The 17,473-nt window shown below is 40.8% G+C and carries 21 protein-coding genes; 4 read left to right on the forward strand and 17 right to left on the reverse strand.

What is annotated here, in order from left to right; genetic code table 11:
- Window positions 1–24: 24 nt before the first annotated feature.
- Window positions 25–516 (reverse strand): CinA family protein, encoded by a 492-nt coding sequence (locus ADS77_RS13580; protein WP_054204280.1) that lies wholly within the window; start codon window positions 514–516, stop codon window positions 25–27.
- A 21-nt stretch (window positions 517–537) separates the two neighbouring features.
- Here ADS77_RS13580 and mutS point away from each other — a divergent pair, with 21 nt between their 5' ends.
- A complete protein-coding gene (gene mutS / locus ADS77_RS13585) occupies window positions 538–3,108 on the forward strand; it encodes a DNA mismatch repair protein MutS (protein ID WP_054204281.1) in 2,571 nt (856 codons plus the stop codon).
- Window positions 3,109–3,185: 77 nt separating this feature from the next.
- Here the strand turns inward: mutS and rpoS are convergent, their stop codons facing one another.
- From rpoS to ADS77_RS13640, 11 genes are all read right to left on the reverse strand, one after another.
- On the reverse strand, window positions 3,186–4,169 hold the full coding sequence (rpoS, locus tag ADS77_RS13590) for an RNA polymerase sigma factor RpoS (protein WP_054204282.1): 984 nt from the start codon (window positions 4,167–4,169) through the stop codon (window positions 3,186–3,188).
- A gap of 57 nt (window positions 4,170–4,226) precedes the next feature.
- On the reverse strand, window positions 4,227–5,051 hold the full coding sequence (locus tag ADS77_RS13595) for a peptidoglycan DD-metalloendopeptidase family protein (protein WP_054454923.1): 825 nt from the start codon (window positions 5,049–5,051) through the stop codon (window positions 4,227–4,229).
- A gap of 41 nt (window positions 5,052–5,092) precedes the next feature.
- The gene (locus ADS77_RS13600; RefSeq protein WP_054204284.1) at window positions 5,093–5,671 is read right to left on the reverse strand and encodes a YqaA family protein; all 579 of its coding nucleotides are present in this window, start codon (window positions 5,669–5,671) and stop codon (window positions 5,093–5,095) included.
- 9 nt (window positions 5,672–5,680) lie between these two features.
- Window positions 5,681–6,319 (reverse strand): protein-L-isoaspartate(D-aspartate) O-methyltransferase, encoded by a 639-nt coding sequence (locus tag ADS77_RS13605; RefSeq protein WP_054204285.1) that lies wholly within the window; start codon window positions 6,317–6,319, stop codon window positions 5,681–5,683.
- Window positions 6,309–7,073, reverse strand: a complete 765-nt coding sequence (surE, locus tag ADS77_RS13610) for a 5'/3'-nucleotidase SurE (RefSeq protein ID WP_054204286.1) — start codon at window positions 7,071–7,073, stop codon at window positions 6,309–6,311. Before surE ends, ADS77_RS13605 begins: the two co-directional genes overlap by 11 nt.
- The gene (gene truD, locus ADS77_RS13615) at window positions 7,054–8,103 is read right to left on the reverse strand and encodes a tRNA pseudouridine(13) synthase TruD (protein WP_054204287.1); all 1,050 of its coding nucleotides are present in this window, start codon (window positions 8,101–8,103) and stop codon (window positions 7,054–7,056) included. Before truD ends, surE begins: the two co-directional genes overlap by 20 nt.
- Window positions 8,100–8,582: a 2-C-methyl-D-erythritol 2,4-cyclodiphosphate synthase gene (gene ispF, locus ADS77_RS13620; RefSeq protein ID WP_054204288.1), complete on the reverse strand. Its 483-nt coding sequence runs from the start codon at window positions 8,580–8,582 to the stop codon at window positions 8,100–8,102. Before ispF ends, truD begins: the two co-directional genes overlap by 4 nt.
- Window positions 8,579–9,280 carry a 2-C-methyl-D-erythritol 4-phosphate cytidylyltransferase gene (ispD, locus tag ADS77_RS13625; protein ID WP_054204289.1) on the reverse strand — a complete coding sequence of 234 codons (702 nt, stop codon included), beginning with the start codon at window positions 9,278–9,280 and terminating at the stop codon, window positions 8,579–8,581. The genes ispF and ispD overlap by 4 nt, the downstream gene beginning before the upstream one ends.
- Window positions 9,270–9,560, reverse strand: coding sequence for a cell division protein FtsB (ftsB, locus tag ADS77_RS13630; protein WP_054204290.1), 291 nt, complete (start codon window positions 9,558–9,560; stop codon window positions 9,270–9,272). Before ftsB ends, ispD begins: the two co-directional genes overlap by 11 nt.
- A 58-nt stretch (window positions 9,561–9,618) precedes the next feature.
- A complete protein-coding gene (locus ADS77_RS13635; RefSeq protein WP_410054818.1) occupies window positions 9,619–10,248 on the reverse strand; it encodes a hypothetical protein in 630 nt (209 codons plus the stop codon).
- Between the two features lie 65 nt (window positions 10,249–10,313).
- Window positions 10,314–10,796 (reverse strand): DUF2947 domain-containing protein, encoded by a 483-nt coding sequence (locus ADS77_RS13640; protein ID WP_054204292.1) that lies wholly within the window; start codon window positions 10,794–10,796, stop codon window positions 10,314–10,316.
- A 60-nt stretch (window positions 10,797–10,856) separates the two neighbouring features.
- Between ADS77_RS13640 and ADS77_RS13645 the strand changes: the two genes are divergently transcribed.
- From ADS77_RS13645 to ADS77_RS13655, 3 genes are read left to right on the forward strand one after another with little or no spacing between them, the layout of a single operon-like run.
- Window positions 10,857–11,096: a DUF1653 domain-containing protein gene (locus tag ADS77_RS13645; protein WP_054454927.1), complete on the forward strand. Its 240-nt coding sequence runs from the start codon at window positions 10,857–10,859 to the stop codon at window positions 11,094–11,096.
- A 51-nt stretch (window positions 11,097–11,147) separates the two neighbouring features.
- Complete coding sequence (locus ADS77_RS13650; RefSeq protein WP_054204294.1) at window positions 11,148–11,996, forward strand: AAA family ATPase; 849 nt, start codon at window positions 11,148–11,150, stop codon at window positions 11,994–11,996.
- Between the two features lies 1 nt (window position 11,997).
- Window positions 11,998–13,185, forward strand: coding sequence for a vWA domain-containing protein (locus ADS77_RS13655; RefSeq protein WP_054204295.1), 1,188 nt, complete (start codon window positions 11,998–12,000; stop codon window positions 13,183–13,185).
- Between the two features lie 261 nt (window positions 13,186–13,446).
- Here the strand turns inward: ADS77_RS13655 and ADS77_RS13660 are convergent, their stop codons facing one another.
- The 5 genes from ADS77_RS13660 to ADS77_RS13680 form a co-directional block, all read right to left on the reverse strand.
- Window positions 13,447–13,695: a hypothetical protein gene (locus ADS77_RS13660; protein ID WP_054204296.1), complete on the reverse strand. Its 249-nt coding sequence runs from the start codon at window positions 13,693–13,695 to the stop codon at window positions 13,447–13,449.
- Between the two features lie 218 nt (window positions 13,696–13,913).
- Window positions 13,914–15,161: an NRAMP family divalent metal transporter gene (locus ADS77_RS13665; RefSeq protein WP_054454929.1), complete on the reverse strand. Its 1,248-nt coding sequence runs from the start codon at window positions 15,159–15,161 to the stop codon at window positions 13,914–13,916.
- A 143-nt stretch (window positions 15,162–15,304) separates the two neighbouring features.
- Window positions 15,305–15,661: a ribosome hibernation-promoting factor, HPF/YfiA family gene (gene hpf / locus ADS77_RS13670; protein WP_054204298.1), complete on the reverse strand. Its 357-nt coding sequence runs from the start codon at window positions 15,659–15,661 to the stop codon at window positions 15,305–15,307.
- Between the two features lie 183 nt (window positions 15,662–15,844).
- Window positions 15,845–16,156, reverse strand: coding sequence for a pyrimidine/purine nucleoside phosphorylase (locus ADS77_RS13675; RefSeq protein WP_054454931.1), 312 nt, complete (start codon window positions 16,154–16,156; stop codon window positions 15,845–15,847).
- 217 nt (window positions 16,157–16,373) lie between these two features.
- The gene (locus ADS77_RS13680; RefSeq protein ID WP_152960624.1) at window positions 16,374–17,054 is read right to left on the reverse strand and encodes a hypothetical protein; all 681 of its coding nucleotides are present in this window, start codon (window positions 17,052–17,054) and stop codon (window positions 16,374–16,376) included.
- Between the last annotated feature and the right edge of the window lie 419 nt (window positions 17,055–17,473).

The following is a 17,473-nucleotide window of genomic DNA, read 5'->3' on the forward strand; positions in this document are numbered from 1 at the left end:
TGAAATCACAGTATCAAGCTTATTTTATAAATTTATCTTTTCAATAACACTTTTCAATGCATAAACAATAGCTTGCGACCTAACTTCGGCTCTGTCGCCCGCAAATATTTGTTGGCTAGAATACACTTTATTGCCAATTTTAATACAAAACCATACTAAACCGACCGGTTTGTCATTAGTGCCGCCACCTGGGCCTGCGACTCCTGATATAGCGACTGATATATCTGCATGTGCAGCTTTACTTGCACCTTCTGCCATTTGCAAAACAGTCTGCTCACTCACTGCACCATAGTGTGTTAATGTTTGTGCATTAACCCCCAGTAAATCTTGCTTTGCTTTATTGCTGTAAGTTACGAATGCACGGTCAATATACGCAGAGCTTCCGGGGGTATCTGTAAGCGCATAACTCACTCCGCCACCAGTACATGATTCAGCGGTAGTGATCCATAAGCATTTATCCGTTAAAATAGCACCTAATTGCGCAGCAAGTGTTTTAATCTCTTGATGTAATTCCATATTCAGCCTTTGGGTAAATACATGTCGTTTGATCTTTATGCACCACACACTATAAGTCAACAAACTCCGATGATGCAGCAGTATCTAAAAATAAAATCTGAGCATCGCGATATTCTAATGTTTTATCGGATGGGTGATTTTTATGAGCTGTTCTTTGATGACGCCAAACGTGCGGCTCAACTGCTTGATATTTCGCAAACTCATCGCGGTAAAGCTGGCGGTGATCCTATACCTATGGCCGGTGTACCTTACCACGCTGTTGAGAACTACCTTGCGCGATTAGTGCAGATGGGCGAATCGGTCGCTATTTGTGAACAAGTAGGCGATCCAGCCACTAGCAAAGGGCCTGTAGAACGAAAAGTTGTGCGAATAGTTACACCCGGCACTATTTCGGACGAAGCGCTATTACAAGAACGCCAAGATAATTTGCTCGCCAGTGTTTGGCAAAGCAAAAAAGGTGTATACGGTGTTGCTTATTTAGATATTAACTCTGGTGTGTTTAACATTGTTGAAGTAAATACCGACGAAGCATTTAGTTCAACCTTGCAACGTTTGGCGCCTGCAGAACTACTTTATAGTGAAGACTTTGCTAACTTTCATTTAATTGAGCATGTTAAAGGTGTGCGTCGTCGTCCTGAATGGGAATTCGATTTAGATACTGCACAACACTTATTATGCGATCAGTTCGGCACTAAGGATTTAGTTGGCTTTGGAGTTGATAAAGCCAAAGCGGCATTAGTTGCTGCCGGCTGCTTAATGCAATATGTAAAAGATACTCAGCGTATTACTTTACCGCATATTCGCGCCATTACTCTTGAGCATAATGAACACGCTGTTATTTTAGATGCTGCCACACGCAAAAACTTAGAGCTAACTGTTAACCTATCCGGTGGCTTTGAAAATACCCTAGCGCAAGTACTCGATAAAACCGCGACAGCCATGGGCTCACGGTTATTAAAACGTCGTATTCATACGCCAATTCGTTCTAAGCTTGAACTAAATGCACGTCTTAATGCGATTAGTGCCATTATCGATGCTCAGCTCTACTGTGAGCTGCATGATTCTTTAAAGCAAATAGGTGACATTGAACGTGTTATTGCGCGCCTTGCTTTGTGTACTGCCCGCCCACGCGATTTAACGCGCCTACGCAGCGCTCTACAAGCCCTTGCACCACTGCATGAGTTATTAACGGATGCCAGCGACCCGCGCATCACTCAAATCATCATGCAGTCACCTGAATTACCAGATTTACAACATTTGCTTGAGCAAGCCGTGATTGATAATCCACCGGTACTTATTCGTGATGGTGGCGTTATTGCCCCCGGTTATAATAGTGAGTTAGACGAGTGGCGCGCGTTAAGCCAAGGCGCAACCGATGTACTTGAACAACTGGAACTGCGTGAGCGTGAACGCACAGGGATCAGCACTCTTAAAATAGGGTATAACCGTGTTCATGGTTTCTTTATCGAAGTGAGCCGCGCCAACGCCCACCTAGTACCTGCTGATTATATTCGTCGCCAAACACTTAAAAATAATGAACGTTACATCATTCCAGAGCTTAAAGAGCACGAAGACAAAGTGCTAGGTAGCCAATCAAAAGCGCTCGCACTTGAAAAACAACTTTATGAACAATTATTTGAATTTATAGCTCCCCACATAGAGCAACTGCAAATGATGGCCGCCGCATTAGCTGATTTAGACGTGCTAAATAACCTCGCAGAGCGTGCTGTTACACTTAACTACGCCAAACCCGTACTATGCGACAATGACGATATAAGTATCAAGCAAGGCCGCCACCCTGTCGTAGAGCAAGTTATGAAAGACCCGTTTATAGCCAACCCTGTTGAACTCAATGCACAACGTAAAATGTTGATCATTACAGGGCCAAACATGGGTGGTAAATCAACTTACATGCGCCAAACTGCACTCATTGTTTTAATGGCGCACATTGGTAGTTTCGTCCCCGCTGACAGCGCACATATTGGTCATATTGATCGTATTTTCACACGTATTGGTGCCAGCGATGACCTTGCATCAGGACGCTCAACGTTTATGGTCGAAATGACCGAAACGGCGACTATTTTAAATAATGCAACAGCGCAATCATTGGTCTTAATGGACGAGATTGGACGAGGTACAAGTACCTACGATGGCTTATCTTTAGCGTATGCAACGGCTGATCATTTAGCATCAAAAATATCAGCCAAAACCTTATTTGCAACACATTACTTTGAGTTAACCGAATTAGCTGAGCAACAAGCTGGGCTCGTAAATGTTCACTTAGATGCGATTGAGCACAATGATACTATCGCGTTTATGCATACCGTGCTTGATGGCGCTGCCAGCAAAAGCTTTGGCTTACAAGTTGCTGCATTAGCTGGCGTACCGAAAGCTGTGATTAAGCAAGCTAAACAAAAGCTAAAGATGCTTGAGAATCATCAACCCGTTACCGCTGATCTTAATGTTCAGCAGGCATCGTTATTTGAAAGCGAGCCGAGTGAGGTAGAAACTCAGCTGGCTGAAATCGATTTAGATAACCTAAGCCCACGCCAAGCCCAAGACTTACTTTATAAGCTAAAAGCACTGCTTTAATATTCTGAAAGCAAAAAAAGCTGAAGAGTGACACCCTTCAGCTTTTTTAATTCTATTTACGTATGTAATAAAGCAGATTAATTAAATTGGTCAAATAAACTATCTGTACTTAAACCTTCATGCTGTAAAATATCTTTTAAACGGCGCAGCGCTTCAACTTGAATTTGTCTTACACGCTCACGTGTTAAACCAATCTCACGACCTACATCTTCAAGGGTTGATGGTTCATAACCTAACAGGCCAAAACGACGAGCAAGTACTTCGCGTTGCTTGGGGTTTAACTCACCAAGCCAATCTACAATATGCTTATTAATATCGTTATTCTGTACTTCGCCTTCTGGACCAAAGCCTTTCTCATCAGCAATAATATCCAGTAAAGCAGTATCGTTCTCACCACCAATCGGGGTGTCTACTGAGGTGATTTTTTCATTTAAACGCAGCATTTTTGTTACGTCTTCAACAGGTCTATCTAAGCACTCAGCGATTTCTTCCGCTGTTGGCTCATGATCTAGCTTTTGCGTTAATTCACGTGCGGTGCGTAAATATACATTAAGTTCTTTAACAACATGGATAGGCAAACGGATGGTACGAGTTTGATTCATAATAGCGCGTTCAATCGTTTGACGGATCCACCACGTTGCGTAAGTTGAAAATCTAAATCCACGTTCAGGATCAAATTTCTCTACCGCGCGGATTAAACCTAAATTACCTTCTTCAATAAGGTCAAGTAACGCAAGACCACGATTATTATAACGGCGGGCAATTTTAACAACTAAACGTAGATTACTTTCGATCATACGTTTACGAGAAGCTTCGCAGCCTTTTAACGCTTTACGGGCAAAAAACACTTCTTCTTCAGCACTCAGTAAAGGTGAAAAACCTATCTCGCCTAAATATAGTTGGGTTGCATCTAAGTTTTTAGTTACTTCCTCTTTAGCAAATATTTCATCTTCGCTATCAACTTCTTCCAATAATGCTTTATTTGGTTCTTCAACCGCTACATCATCGAATTTATCATCAATTACGTCTTTTGATTTTTCTACTTTTGCTGTGTTACCCATGAGCGTACCCTCAAGCAAATAAGTGATTTATTGACCACTTATATATATTCCCGATAGCTAAGGCAGGTACTTTGCAGGGTTGACTGCTTGACCCCGAAAACGAATCTCAAAACGTAGAGCCGTTACTTCTGAGTCAGAGTTACCGACTTCTGCAATTTTCTGTCCTGCTTTCACATCCTGTTTTTCTTTAACTAGCAGTTTTGAATTATGTGCATAAGCACTTAGATAATCATCATTGTGTTTCAATATGATTAAATTACCGTAACCTCTTAGCGCATTCCCCGCATAAACAACCGTTCCTTTGGCTGCGGCTAAAACAGGCGAACCTTTTTTATTAGCAATTTGTAACCCTTTAAAACCATTTTCCTTAGTAGAAAAACGCTGAGTTACTTTTCCTTTAGCTGGCCAAGACCAATGTACCCTTTTATCGTACATGCTATTGGAATTGCTAACTTTTTTACTAGTCTGTTTTTGAACATACTCTCGTTGTTTTGGCTGATCAAGCTCTTTCTTTAATTTTTTGTTATTTTTTTGTGTTTCTTTTGTAGACTTTTTACTCGAACTCGTATATTTTTTCTGCTTTTTCTTTTTTGCTGATGGTTTTTTAAACGTTATTATTTGCCCCGGTTGAATAATGTAAGGGGCTGGAATACGGTTGTTTTTCGCTAGGGTTCTAAAATCTTGTTTAGCACTAAACGCGATTGAATATAATGTATCACCTTTTTCGACTGTATAGCGATCACCTGTGATATTAACCTTGCTTGTATAAGGTTTTACATTTGTATTTAAACTGCTTACAGGGGCTGGCGCTTGGCGGGATGAGCAAGCACTGAGCAAAACACTTGTAAATAAAGTAACATAGAGAATTTGTCGTTTATTCATAGCGTTTTGCCCTTAATTACCAAAAAGTGATTTTTCAATGCTTAGCGTAGTAAAATGTACGCTATCGCAACTAAAACCACGAGTCCCCAGCCAAGTACTTCAACATATTGACGTAATTTCTGCTCCATTTTAACTCCACCCCATTTCATTAAAGCAGAAACTAAAAAGAAGCGTGCGCCACGACCTACCGCCGACGCCAATAAAAATGGCAAAAACGCCATATGCAATAAACCAGCGCCAATAGTAAACACTTTATAGGGGATAGGAGAAAACCCAGCTAAAAATACAACCCAAACTCCGTAATTTTTAAACCACTCTAAAGCAACGTTAAATTTATCTTGCCATCCCATTTGCGCAATAAGCGGTTCAACAACAGGCTCAAATAACCAAAAACCAAGTAAATAGCCAAATACCCCACCAATAACTGAAGCTATAGTAGTCAGTGTAGCAAAACGCCACGCTTTGCTTGGTTGAGCAAGCGACATAGGCGCAAGCATTACATCAGGCGGTATAGGAAAAATAACTGATTCAGCAAAACTCATCCCTGCTAAATAACGCTCTGCGTGGCGATGTTTTGCCCACACTAATGCCATATCGTATAACTTAGTAAACAATTTCAAAGTAGCTTCCTATTCAATATCGCCAGGTATAAGAGGTACAAACCTCACTGGCGCAATTACATGTTGAGTAAATTTTTCGCCTTCACGCACAACCATCACTAGTTGCTGATCTTCATTACCAATAGGGGCAATCATCACACCGCCATCAGCAAGTTGATCCAATAGTGCTTGTGGCACGTGTGACGCTGCCGCAGTCACAATTATTCCTGCAAAAGGTGCTTGCGACTCCCATCCTTGCCAACCATCACCATGTTTCATGGTAACGTTATATAAATCAAGGTTCTGTAAGCGACGTTTGGCTTGCCATTGCAGCGCTTTTATACGTTCTACTGAAAATACCTTGGTAAAGGTTTTAGCCAGTATTGCTGTTTGATAACCAGAGCCCGTACCTATTTCAAGAACTTTATCACGCACACCGGCTAAACGCAGCAATTCTGTCATACGTGCAACGATATAAGGCTGTGAAATTGTTTGCCCCTGACCTATAGGCAATGCTGTATTTTGATAGGCTTTATGCTTGAGTACATCGTCAATAAATACGTGACGTGGAACATCTGCAATAGCGGCCAATACGTCTTTATCTTCAACACCTTCGCGCTGTAATAACTCAGCGAGCCCATGTGCACTGCGTGTATAATTAGCTAGCACCGTTGATCTCCATTGTTTTGAGCCAATCACCTACCGCTGCTAAACTATCTTTTGCGGTCATATCTACACTTAAAGGTGTGACTGATGCGTAACCATTATTGATAGCAAAAAAGTCGGTGCCAACTCCAGCATCACTTTCGGCCCCTAACACACCATACCAATAGATATCGCGTCCCCAAGGGTCTTGTTGCTTGGTCATAGTTTCAGCTTTGTGGCGTGCGCCTAAGCGCGTTACCTGCACACCTTTTAGTTCACTTAATGGTATATCGGGCACATTAATATTAATGATCTGATCTTTAGGAAGGGGGTGCGATGCAAGCTCTTTAATTATACTGACCGTAACTGCCGCTGCCGTTTCAAAATGGTTGCCCTCTTTAGAGCATAATGAGACTGCCACCGCAGGCAAACCTAAATGACGCCCTTCAGTTGCCGCCGCAACAGTGCCTGAATACAAGGTATCGTCGCCTAAATTAGCACCATGGTTTATACCTGCAACAACCAAATCAGGTTTTTCATCAAGTAGTTCATTAACCCCTAAATGCACACAGTCGGTAGGAGTTCCATTGACAGAAATAAACCCATTTTCTAGTGCTGTTGCACGTAATGGGTTCATCAACGTTAATGAGTTACTTGCTCCACTGCAATTACGGTCAGGCGCAACAAGTGTCACATCGGCAATTTGTGACAGCGCATGATAAAGCACCGCAATCCCTTTAGCATTTACGCCATCATCATTACTTAGCAGAATTTTCATTGGAAGCGTCCTTCTCTTTATGTACGCGTGGACTGGCGTCTGTGTAATCCACCAGCTCACGTAATAATGCCGTTGCAAAAGTCCCTTTTGGTAAACCAAAGCTCAATTTAATGGTGGTTTCATCAACCGTTTCAACCGCTAAATCTTGTGGTATCAAACGCAGCATTCTGCGTTCGTTTTTAAGCCCTAATTCACCTAGCCCTTCGCACCACTCTTTATATGGTTCTAGCCATATTTTTTCTTGTTCAGTAAGGCCTTTTTCGCTAGTGCCTACCAGAGGCGCTGACATCATAATATCGCCTGAGGCGAGCCTTGCTATGTTTTCATCACTGATTGCATCTTCAAAAAAAGCATTGCTACCACTGAGCATAAATACTTCGCGGTGCATGGTTTTAGCCAAACCATGTTCAGCGACTCGCAGGTTCACTATTTGATTAAACACATACGAGCGCGCTGCAGAGATTATTAAACCACGCAGTTTTTTGTCACGGATACGCTCACCGGCAAACATTTTTTTAGCCATCACTAGGTTATGACCGTCGTGACCAAAACGTTGTTCACCGAAGTAATTGGGCACACCAGCACGTACTGCATTTATTCGACAAAGAATATCAAGCGGCTGAGTCACATTACGCAAGGTTATAGTAAATTTGTTACCTTTGTGACAACCAGTGCGAAGTTTACGGTTATGGCGTTGCTGAGAAATAATAAACAGTGATTCACTATTGAGCTCTGTAAAATCAATGTCTTTTTTAATAGGCACTGGCACGCTAAACCATTGGCTACAAACACCATGGCGATCTTTCATACCTGCGTAACTTACATCGCGCGGTGAAATACCGGCTTTTTGAGCAAGCAATTTGGCAACATATTGGGTGTTTTCGCCTTTTTTAACCACTTGCAAACACACATGCTCACCGCTACCCGTAAACTCTATACCTAAGTCTTCATCAACCATAAAGTCTTCAGCAGTGGTTTTAAAATCAGCTTTTGATAATGGCGCGCCATATAGATAATTTAATTCACTCATAACAGCTCTTTGCTCATGATCACGACGGCGTGACTCGATATACCTTCTTTACGCCCTTCAAAACCTAGCTTTTCCGTGGTCGTTGCTTTTACGTTTACTTGACTAAGCTCTGCGTTTAAATCTGTGGCTAAGTTTGTTCGCATAGCTTGAATATGCGGCAACATTTTTGGTGCTTGCGCAACAATGGTTACGTCTGCATTACCAAGTACATAACCTTGCTGCTTAGCTAAGTCGACAACATGGCGCAGTAAAATCCGGCTATCGATATTTTCATATTCACTGGCTGTATCCGGAAAGTGCTTACCGATATCGCCCATCGCCAACGATCCTAAAATAGCATCGCACAATGCGTGGATCGCAACATCACCATCGGAATGAGCAAGAAAACCCTGTGGATACTCTATCTTTTCACCACAAATTGTTAACGGGCCTTCGCCACCAAACTTATGGACATCAAAGCCATGGCCAATTCTAATCATGATGCTTTCTCACTGTGTTGTTTTTGGAGTAAAAAATGGGCTAAATCTAAATCTTCAGGCGTGGTAATTTTAATGTTATCGCTTCGTCCAGCGATAAGTTTGACAGGCTTATTGGCCCACTCAATAGCTGATGCTTCATCGGTGATAGTTACACCTTGTTGTAATGCGCCCTCTAATGCCGCTTTTAGTTCGTGATATTTAAAAAGTTGAGGAGTCAATGCTTGCCATAAATCATCGCGCGGAACAGTCTGTTCACTGTGAGTATTACCGCGCTTAATGGTGTCTTTTACTTTACTGGCTAAAATCCCGCCTTCATTTGCATGCGTACATTGCGCGATGAGGTTTTCAATGTCATCAATAGCAACGAGTGGCCTTGCGGCATCATGCACCAATACCCAGTCTGGGGGGTTATCTGACAAAGCCAATAAACCATTGAGCACTGAATCAGCGCGCTCTTTACCGCCCACAGTCCTAATAATTTTGACATCAATAAACCCTATATTTTGATAAAAAGGGTCATTGTCACTCACCGCAACAACTATTTTACTTAACTGCGTAAGCTGCGCTAATTTCGCCAGTGTGTGCTCTAAAATCGTTTTCCCTGCCAAAATAATGTATTGCTTTGGCATACTATGCTGCATACGACTTCCCACCCCTGCGGCTGGAACAATGGCAGCGATTGTTTGATTATTTTTCATTATATTGCTGGCTCGGTAAAACACGTATAAATGTCTCTGCGGGTTTAATCATCCCAAGTTCATTACGGGCACGTTCTTCGACCCCTTCTTGACCAAGCTTTAAATCTTCAATATCAGCTTTGAGCACTTTATTACGTTTAATAAGCTTGGCATTAGTATCTTGGTGAGAAATTACCGCATTTTTTAAGCGACTATAATCTTGTAAGCCATTATGACCAAACCATAAACGATACTGCACAAACAGTGCTAAACACAGCAAAGTAAATTGAAATAGTCGCATTAAACACTCCTTGATTATCTTTACCAGTACAAATTTAATGCGATTGAGGCAACTGGTATTATATTTTTTTAACGTGAACATACGGGCGTTTTAAATTACGCCAATTGATATTGCCAGCAAGCAGCATTTCTCTCAGTGATAGAGTTCGCGGTGTACAACGTTTAGCAAAATGCCATTGGTGACCACAACATGCAGCAGCCATTGTGGCTTTGCTGGGCTTAAGTAACACAACAGCTAACCCATCAAGTGAGCGCCCTGCGCAATCAAACCAACCGTGCTCATTACAATGCAGTTTATTGTCGCTTACTTGGTCGATGCTGTCTATTGCAACACGAGTATGATTATCGTTATTAACCAATAACGGCACTATTAAACCCGTTTTTTTATCTGTTTGATAAAAAGTACCATTCTTTTTTTCGTCGGGCGGGTGCGCTGTTTGTTTCTCAAGCCAGCAGCCATTTTGTGGATCTAATTGAAAAGGCACTTGGCCATTTACGATATGTGTCGCTGCGCATTCAACATAATAAGGCAGGCTTTTTAGTGTTTTTCGTAAGCGCGATTCATTGAGCTCATGCGTAAGCCGATTTATTTCTCGCGCATAAAAAGCGTTACACAGCTGTGCATAAAGCACACGCTGCGCATCTGATTGCCAAATATCACCTTGTTGATGGAGATCACTTGCAGCCAACACTTATACTCAAAAACGTTTAGTTAACTATTTTATAGCACAGTACTGACCGCATTTTAAGCTATTTACTTCGCTTGTGGCTTTGCGCCTAGTTTAGCGTCACCCGTTTCTAAAAATTGAACAACCTCGTCGCGCTTTTTGCCTAATAGCAAACTACCATCAGCTAAAAACATAAAGTTTTGCCAATTGCGCTTAAATACATCAAAACTGGTTTCGATAATATTATCGCGGGCAATACAAAAATACACCGTGGTATTTGCTTGCCAGCCTAAGTGATCAAGAATGTCTTGAGGGAGTTGATCTGCGCCTTCTTCCCATGCAGCTTCCCAATGGATAGTTTGCGTAAAGTTTTCTTCGTTGCCACACCAATCTGTTTTTTCAAAAAAATCGGGATGATCATGCTCGCGACTCACCATTGTACTCCATAAAACCGCAGCGCGCTCATGGCTCATTGGTTTTATTAAAGCAAGATCTTGCTCATTAACAGGGGCATCTTTATGGCGAAAAACCCACGCTTTTTTGTAATCATCTAACGGTATATAGTTCATAATAGTAGCAAATTAGTTAGCATTAAAAGTGCAAGCGCAAATTATACAAGAGATCAAAACATGACTACAGCAATAAAACCACATTCCCTCAAATCAGGCATATATCAACACTACAAAGGCCCTAAGTACAAAGTATTTTATGCTGCCACTCATAGCGAAACGCACGAGCAGCTTGTTATTTATCAAGCCCTTTACGGCGAGTTTGGCATGTGGGCACGCCCACTGAGTATGTTTTTAGAGACCGTAGAAATAGACGGCCAAACCATCCCCCGCTTTGCTTATCTTGGCGAGGCCACTTAGATATGGCATCATGGCTAACATTATTACTGCTCAGACCAGACAGGTATTACCGTGCAATTTCATTCTACAGATAACTACATAGCAAGTAATTCGTTAAAACAAGCTGTTAATGCGGCTATTTTGCTTGAAAAGCCACTCCTTATAAAAGGCGAACCCGGTACAGGTAAAACCATGCTGGCTGAAGAACTCGCTAAAAGTTTAGATACCACGCTTATTCAATGGCATATAAAATCGACCACCAAAGCACAACAAGGTCTGTATGAGTATGATGCGGTATCGCGCCTACGCGACAGTCAATTAGGCGATGAGCGCGTTCATGATATTGGTAACTACATTGTTAAAGGTAAATTGTGGCAGGCATTTACTTATGGTGAAGAACATAACAAACGCCCGGTATTATTAATTGATGAAATAGATAAAGCCGACATCGAGTTCCCTAACGACTTATTATTAGAGCTCGATAAAATGGAGTTTCATGTTTATGAAACCGGTGAACGTGTAGTCGCTAAGCTACGCCCTATTGTGATCATCACATCAAATAACGAAAAAGAACTACCAGATGCCTTCTTACGTCGTTGTTTTTTCCACTACATTGATTTTCCATCGAGCGATGAAATGCAACAAATTGTTGATGTACACCACCCGTATGTTAAACAAGATTTAGTACGCCAAGCGCTGGAAGTATTTTTTGGCTTACGTGAAGTCAACGGCATTAAGAAAAAGCCATCTACCAGCGAACTACTTGATTGGCTTAAACTTTTAATGGCCGAAGACATCGACGCAAAAACGCTGCACGACAAAAGCCAAAAAGGCGGCTTAATGCCAATGTTTGGTGCGCTTTTAAAAAATGAACAAGATATTAGCTTAATTGAAAAACTTGCTTTTATGAGTCGCCGCTAAGATGTTGATTGCGTTTTTCTTCAAACTACGGGAATACCGCTTACCAGTGAGTTTGCGTGAGCTACTTGACTTGATCAACGCGCTAAAAAAAGGCGCGGTATTTGCCGACATTGACGGTTTTTATTATTTAGCCCGCACTATTATGGTTAAAGACGAAACCCATTTTGATCGCTTTGATAAAGCCTTTAGCGATTATTTTACTGGTATTGCCGATCTCGATTTATTAGAAAGTCTAAAGCAACAGCATGACTTACCTAATGATTGGCTGCGTAAAGAGTTTGAAAAACACCTGACGGATGAAGAAAAAGCGCAACTCAAAACGATGGGTGGTCTTGATGAACTCATGAAAACCCTCAAAGAGCGCCTAGAAGAACAACAAAAACGCCACGCTGGTGGCAATAAGTGGGTGGGCACAGGCGGTACATCGCCCTTTGGCGCCTATGGCTACAACCCTGAGGGCGTGCGCATAGGCCAAGACGGCAACCGTAACCGCCGCGCTGTAAAAGTGTGGGATAAACGCGAATACCGTAATTTAGACTCTGACCGTGAAATAGGCTCGCGCACCATTAAACTCGCTCTTAAAAAACTACGTAAATTTGCTCGCACAGGCGCAAGTGATACGCTTGATTTAAATGAGACCATTCGCGCCACAGCTAAGCAAGGCGGCATGCTTGATGTAAAAATGGCACCAGAGCGTCATAATGCAGTAAAAGTATTAATGCTGTTTGATATTGGCGGCTCAATGGATGATTACATTCACACCTGCGAAGAGCTATTTAGCGCCGCCCACAGCGAGTTTAAACACTTAGAGTTTTACTACTTTCATAACTGCTTATACGAACACGTTTGGCAGGATAACCAACGCCGCCATTCAAACGTTATCGACACCATGACGCTGATCAACAAGTTCACCAGCGACTATAAAGTGATATTTGTGGGGGATGCCACTATGGGCCCGTATGAAATAGCCTACCCCGGCGGCTCAGTTGAGCACTACAACGAAGAACCCGGCAGTGCATGGTTAAACCGTATCACCGATCACTTTGATAAAGTCGCGTGGCTCAACCCGCAACCCGTTGAACACTGGCGTTACTATCAATCAATTGATTTTATAAAACAGTTGATGGATAACCGTATGTACCCACTGAGTTTAGATGGGATAAGTAATGCGATAAGGGAGTTGAGTTAAACGCTTTAAGTGCTCTTTGCGAGGAAGGTATACAAGTTTTATTTTCATTAGCAGCAAAGTATCAAGCGTTAAATTAGCCACTTTTTATAAAAGTAAGAAGCAAGCAATAATTGAGACAGCTATTTTAGGCATAGCCACTGGACAGTGCTTGCTATTTATATACGGCGTTATCCCCTATTTATGGGGAATAACTCCACTATATAAGCTCTGCTTTGCCTAACAACCAAACATACGCAACCTCGAAAGAGAAATAACGCGGCATTAAGATGTTGTTACTTCTACAACAAAAATTAATAAGCCTTCCACAGCACTTTCCCAAAAGCTCATGTTAGCTCTTTGTTTTTTATAATGCTCGTCAAGGCATTCTTGGTATAATTCATCCGCAGATTTTTGCCCATTATTATCTGCTGTATTCGCTATCTCAATACAATGACTTGTATCAACTGGCTCCGTTGTTTCACAACCAGAAATAAAAAGGCTGATCACCAATACTAAAATAAATTTTTTCACTTAAATCCTTTTGCTATTCGAAAATAAAAATTACCGAACACTTCATTACTAGGCTAAAAATTGTCGGTTAAAATAAGCGAAGAAGGAACAAAAAACAACTGTCTTTGTCCCTATTTAAATGTTTTTATCTTCGCTAATAATTAAATGAAGTTAAGGCATAAACCTAACGACTCATCTTTAAACACACACGCCTAGAAATTTAAGCTTTAGCATTACGGTTAAAACAGTTTCCAAACCACAAAGGCAACTGCAAAGCTCACCAAATAAATTAAGCCAACCCAGCTCAGCGCTCTGACTAAAATTGAGTGTTCAATACTTGACTCTGATCGCACTAAACTAAAGTTTAGCCACGCAAATACCGGGGTGGTGATAAACGCGAGTGTCATGGCAAAGGTAAGCATGGGGCCGAGGGCTGATTTAAAAAATAAGATCACCGCCATGCCAGCGAGAGCTTGTATTATCAGCCATATTTTTAAGCTATGCTTGCTTTGCTTGAAGCCAAGTAGCTTGTGAGATTCGTTCAACGTACGTGCGTAGCCGTCTAGCACTGTTAGTGTCGTGCCAAACATACATAAAAAGGCAATAACCGATACAAGCGGACGCGCCCATTCGCCGATAGTAAGCGCGTACATATCAATAAGCTGTTTTGCAAATGCCACACCACCTAACTCTATATTCGCGCTTTGACCATATTGCACTAATACGCCCAATGAGAAAAACACCAGCGCAAGCCCAGCGGTTAGCCAATAACCTACATTAAAATCAAACAAGCCCTGTGTTCGTGTTACCGTTTGTTGACTTTGCTTTTCTTTAAGCCAAAGTGAGCTTAGTGCTGAAATTTCAATCGGTGCTGGCATCCAGCCCATTAACGCAACCATAAAACCAAGCATGGCAAGTTCATAAGGCGATGGCCCTACATAATCAACAGGTGCTACTATTCCATGGTTCATAGCGCCATTACTAAATGCGATAACTAATGCACTCACGGTTGCCAATGTTAACAGCGCCATAATCGCTTTAGCTGCGTTATCTAATGCTTTAAAATGACCAAGTAATAACATAACTAAGCACACAGCTAAAATTAACCAACATAGTAATGTTACCGATACACTTACAGGCAACGCATAATGCAGTAAGCTTGCGGTTAACAGTAAAACCCCAGCAGTATTAACCACCGCAGCAATAATATTTAAGCCGATAAAACTATAAAAAAACCATGGGCCTTTACTTTTATACCCTTCAACGAGGCTTTTTTTAGTTGCTAGAGTGTACTCAATACCAAAACGAAAAAATGGATACTTAAGCACATTTACAACAACAATTAGCCAAAATAGCTGCCAGCCAAAAATAGCGCCAGCTTGGGTTGATGCAACAAGGTGAGAGCCACCAATAGCGGCCGTGGCCATTAAAATACCTGGGCCTAAAGCACTTAAACGAACTTTCCAATTTGTGCGGGTTGATTGCATTGATATGCTTAATATTTATTATTAGTAATAAATAAGTTACAGCGTTTTATTTAAAAATGGAAGGTGCACAAGTGGCGATAAAAAATGCAGAAATAAAAAAAGAGCCTTTAGGCTCTTTTTGTAACTGTACTTACGTTTAATATTTAACGTAGGTCCATTTCTTGAATAATTTCGTGTGCAATTTCAGGTGTCGTGCTCACTGGTTTTTCATGTAAGTTGGCTTTGATTTGCCCTTTTCGATGTTTTAGTGCCGCATCGAGTTTTTTAGCTGCGTTTGAAATAGCTGGGTAAAGAACTTCGTTCTCACCTTTAACCGATAAACGCGCGCCTTCATAAATTGTGCTAATTTCAGCTTGAAGCTTATGGTGCTCTTTTGAAAGAATTATATCTAGTGCGATCAGAGATGGAAAATGACTCGCAATTTTTGAAAATTTTTCGTTGATGTGCTCTCTAATAGAGTCAGTAACGTCAACATGGTGACCAGAAAGATTAATTTTCATAGGGTATCCTTTTTTATGTTACCTCATAACTAGTATTGGGGGCTATTTAGATTAACACAAGGCAGAAAACCACAAATATGACATTTATTTGTTATTCATTGTGATTAAGCTTAATTACTGCACATTAAGTATGCAAAAACCCACGCAACGTGGGCTTTTGGGCTTAATCATTAATATTGAAGATTAAGTATACGAGCAACAGTAATCGGCAAAATCGGTTACTTTTACTTGAAATGTAACGTCGGCATCAACGTTAAATGATTCACCTGCTTGCATAGTTTGCCATTCGCTCTCGCCTGGCAGTAGAACACTCCATTGCCCACCATTGAGTTCCATAAGCTCTTTTTTACTGGTCGCAAATTCAAATTCACCCGCTTGCATAAAGCCTAATGTTTTAGTGCTACCATCAGCAAAAACCACCGTACGGCTTGAAACTTTACCATCAAAATACACATTGGCTTTTTTGATCACACTTACATTATCAAACTGAGACATCCTCACTCCTGTTTTATTTATAATATTTAATTACATTCACAGTGCCTGATACCCTATGTGCTTGCAAGTGTAGTGATGTGAAAAATACTCATGGGCTTCAGGCTTACATTGTAGGTCGTGCTTTAGCGCGTCAAGTAGTTAAGGGTTTAATAAATGATTTAATCACCGATTATGCACCATTGGTAGATAGTGGCAACACCTCAAACACCAGCAGCGTTTACACTGACCGAGTGCTTTGATTTGTTTGACTTATTTGCTCCATAAGCGGTAATTTAATAAACGAAAGTGTCTTGTAACAAAATTTATATACCACGCCTTCTTTCTCGACAAAAGAGGAACCCTTTTCAGTAAACTCAATTAATGCAGACAAGCCAAATAATTTAATAAAGCATACGTTATGAAAAAACAAAATCCAATGATGTTCATCATCGAAGAATACATTGTAAGATTGCTTTTCAGCTGGAAATTGCCAATATATTGTTTTATCAGGTTCTTGATTTTTTATAACCAAGCGAAGTTTATTTGCGATTGGATCATTGATATATTTTTCGTCGAAGTGGTATATCGCAAGTTCGTACGCAATTTTTGTGTAAAGCATTACTTGAGAAATAAAATCTAGAGAGATCTTACCTGCTATTTGAGGACTTTCTTTTTTCTTATGTCCTTTCTCTGCATTTTCGATTAGTTCACTTACTAGCTTAGATAACTTTTCTTTGTTTACTTCTTTTCCCTCAGTTTTAAAATGTCTCGATAACTTCTTTTCTAAATATTTTTCGGCTTTAGTCAGGTCGGATTTGTCAATTGACATTAATATTTCGACGCCACTTCCAGTGTTATTAATTTTGATATCTGGAATGAGATACAGGTCTCCTGTTTGGAATAATCTGAAATTTCCCAATATCAACATCCTCATAGACTCCAGAAAATGGTGTTGATAAATTCCCCTGTTTACCTTCGATATTATGAAGAAAACGAGGAAGTTTATAGAAAAGGCTGTTAGCTAATTTTCCTTCAAACCCCGATCCCATTTTACTATTACAAACTTTACAAACATTCTTTACTTTGAGTGTGCATATTCTCCCCAGCTTTGATCACCCAATGGCGTTAACTTTGATCACTTACTTTCATTAAGCTTTGATCACGAAAATCACTCGATAATGATCACTTTTGTGTTCTTAATGATTTTGCCGATCAAAGCTTAATGCCACTCGTTACCGAGTTCACGTTTTATCATTTTTGTAGGTATGTTAAACCGTTATCTAAATCGTTTGATGAGGATAACAATAATGTCAACAAGACCTATATCTATGAGTAAAT

It is taken from the genome of Pseudoalteromonas porphyrae, assembly GCF_001298125.1.
In the GTDB taxonomy this organism is placed as follows: Bacteria; Pseudomonadota; Gammaproteobacteria; order Enterobacterales; family Alteromonadaceae; genus Pseudoalteromonas; species Pseudoalteromonas neustonica.